The following is a 2,468-nucleotide window of genomic DNA, read 5'->3' on the forward strand; positions in this document are numbered from 1 at the left end:
TGTTGAGTTTCATCCAAAACTGAGCCACTTCCCGGGGTGATTTTCGTCGAATTTTGAGCCACCTCCTACCACCCTCCGCTCACGACACGAGCGGGAGTAACGGGAGTGATCGACGTGGCCCTATTGAGCGTAATCCGACGCTGGCACCTTCGCGACAAGATCTCGATCCGAGAGATCGCCCGACGCACGAAGCTGTCACGCAACACCATTGCCAAGTACCTGGCGAGCGGTGAGACCAGCCCGCACTATCCGCGCCGCAAGAGTCCCAGTCAGCTGGATCCGTATGCGGCCGAGCTGGTCCGTTGGCTTCGCGCCAACCAGCAACAGCCCCGCAAGCAGCGCCGCACGTTACGACAGATGCACGCCGCCCTGTTGATGAAGGGCTACCCTGGCTCCTATGGCCGGGTCGCCGCGTTTGCCCGCGAGTGGCGTCGGGTCGAGCAAGAGCGGTCCCGCACGGCCGGTCGGGGCACCTTCGTGCCCCTGGTGTTCGCCCCGGGCGAGGCATTTCAGTTCGACTGGAGCGAGGATATTGCCCGTATCGGTGGGGAGCGCGTAAAGCTGCAGATCGCGCAGTTCAAGCTTTGCCATAGCCGCGCCTTCCTGCTGCGCGCCTATCCGCTGCAGACCCACGAGATGCTGTTCGACGCGCACCAACACGCCTTTGCGGTGTTTGGTGGCGTGCCCCACCGCGGCATCTACGACAACATGAAGACGGCCGTGGACAAGGTGCGCCGAGGCAAGGCACGCGACGTCAACGCCCGGTTTGCCGCGATGGTCGGTCATTACCTGTTCGAGGCGGAGTTCTGTAATCCGGCCTCCGGCTGGGAGAAGGGCCAGATCGAGAAGAACGTGCAGGATGCCCGTCATCGGCTCTGGCCCACGGTGCCGGCGATGCCCACCCTGGAGGCGCTCAACGCCTGGCTGCAGGCACGTTGCGTGGCGCTCTGGCAGGAGTTCACCCATCCCGCATGGCGCGATCGCACGATCGCGTCCGTCTGGCAGGACGAGCAGCCCCTCCTCATGCCCATGCCTACGCCCTTCGATGGCTTCGTCGAGCAGACCAAGCGGGTGACGCCGACATGCCTGGTGCACGTTGAGCGCAACCGCTACAGCGTGCCGGCCAGCTATGCGAACCGGCCCATCAGCGTGCGCCTGTACGCCGACCGCGTGGTGATGGCGGCCGAGGGTCAGGTCATTGCCGAGCACTCTCGTCGGATCAACCGCAGCCACGATGGTGGCCAGACAATTTATGACTGGCGCCATTACCTCAGCGTGCTCCAGCGCAAGCCGGGCGCCCTGCGCAACGGCGCGCCGTTTGCCGATCTGCCCGAGGGTTTTCGGCGCTTGCAGGCGTTGCTGCTCCCGCGCCCCGGCGGCGACCGGGAGATGGTCGAGATCCTCGCGCTGGTGTTGCAGTACGACGAGCAGGCGGTGCTGACCGCAGTGGAGTTGGCGTTGGAGGCTAACGCACCGTCCAAGCCCCATGTGCTCAATCTATTGGCGCGGCTGGTGAGCGAGATCCCACCGGCGCCGGTGGATGCACCGCCGTCTTTGACGTTGCAGATCGAACCGGAGGCCAACGTCGCGCGCTATGACGGTCTGCGGAGGACACGCCATGTCGCATGACGCCGTGATCACCACACTCAAATCGCTGCGGCTGCATGGCATGGCGCAGGCCCTTGATGAGTTGGCCCAACAGGGCGCGCCGCTGTATCGCGAGGCCATGCCGCTGATGACCACGCTGCTCAAGGCCGAGGTGGCCGAGCGCGAAGTGCGCTCCGTGAACTATCAACTGAAGGCAGCCCGGTTCCCAATCTACCGAGACCTGAGCAACTTTGACTTTACCCAGAGTGCCGTCGATGAAGCGCTCGTACGGCAATTGCACCGCGGCGATTTCATGGACCCTATGCAGAACCTCGTCTTCGTCGGCGGCCCCGGCACCGGCAAGACTCATCTGGCCACGGCCATCGGTGTGCAAGCGATCACGCATGGACGCCGACGCGTGCGCTTCTTCTCGACCATCGAACTGGTCAATACGCTGGAGCAGGAGAAGGCGGCCGGCAAGCAGGGACAGCTGGCCTCGCGCCTCATGGACGCCGATCTGGTGATCCTCGATGAGCTGGGCTACTTGCCGTTCTCACAAGCCGGTGGCGCCTTGCTGTTCCATCTCATCGGCAAGCTCTACGAGCACACCAGCCTGGCCATCACCACCAACCTCAGCTTCGCCGAGTGGGCCAGCGTCTTTGGCGATGCCAAGATGACCACCGCGTTGCTCGACCGCCTTACGCATCGCTGCCACATCCTGGAAACCGGCAACGACAGTTACCGCTTCAGAAACCACGTTACGGACACCGGAAAGGAGCGCTAAACCTCACCTTCATCTATCACCTGAGCTAACCTGACGCACAAACGGGTGGCTCACTTTTCGATGAAAAGCCCGGCTCAGTTTTCGGCGGAAATCAACA

Annotated in this window: 2 protein-coding genes; both read left to right on the forward strand. The window is 63.3% G+C overall.

Annotation, left to right across the window (positions count from 1 at the left end; all coding sequences use genetic code 11):
• Positions 1–105 precede the first annotated feature (105 nt).
• On the forward strand, positions 106–1,629 hold the full coding sequence (gene istA, locus AC1DMG_RS21600; RefSeq protein WP_477181096.1) for an IS21 family transposase: 1,524 nt from the start codon (positions 106–108) through the stop codon (positions 1,627–1,629).
• On the forward strand, positions 1,619–2,371 hold the full coding sequence (gene istB / locus AC1DMG_RS21605) for an IS21-like element helper ATPase IstB (RefSeq protein WP_477179634.1): 753 nt from the start codon (positions 1,619–1,621) through the stop codon (positions 2,369–2,371). Before istA ends, istB begins: the two co-directional genes overlap by 11 nt.
• Positions 2,372–2,468 lie beyond the last annotated feature (97 nt).

The organism is Dyella sp. 01N36 (genome assembly GCF_056399745.1).

Coding starts and splice junctions, on each gene's coding strand:
- istB (WP_477179634.1), top strand. CDS start 1,619: ATGTCGCATGACGCCGTGATCACCACACTCAAATCGCTGCGGCTGCAT.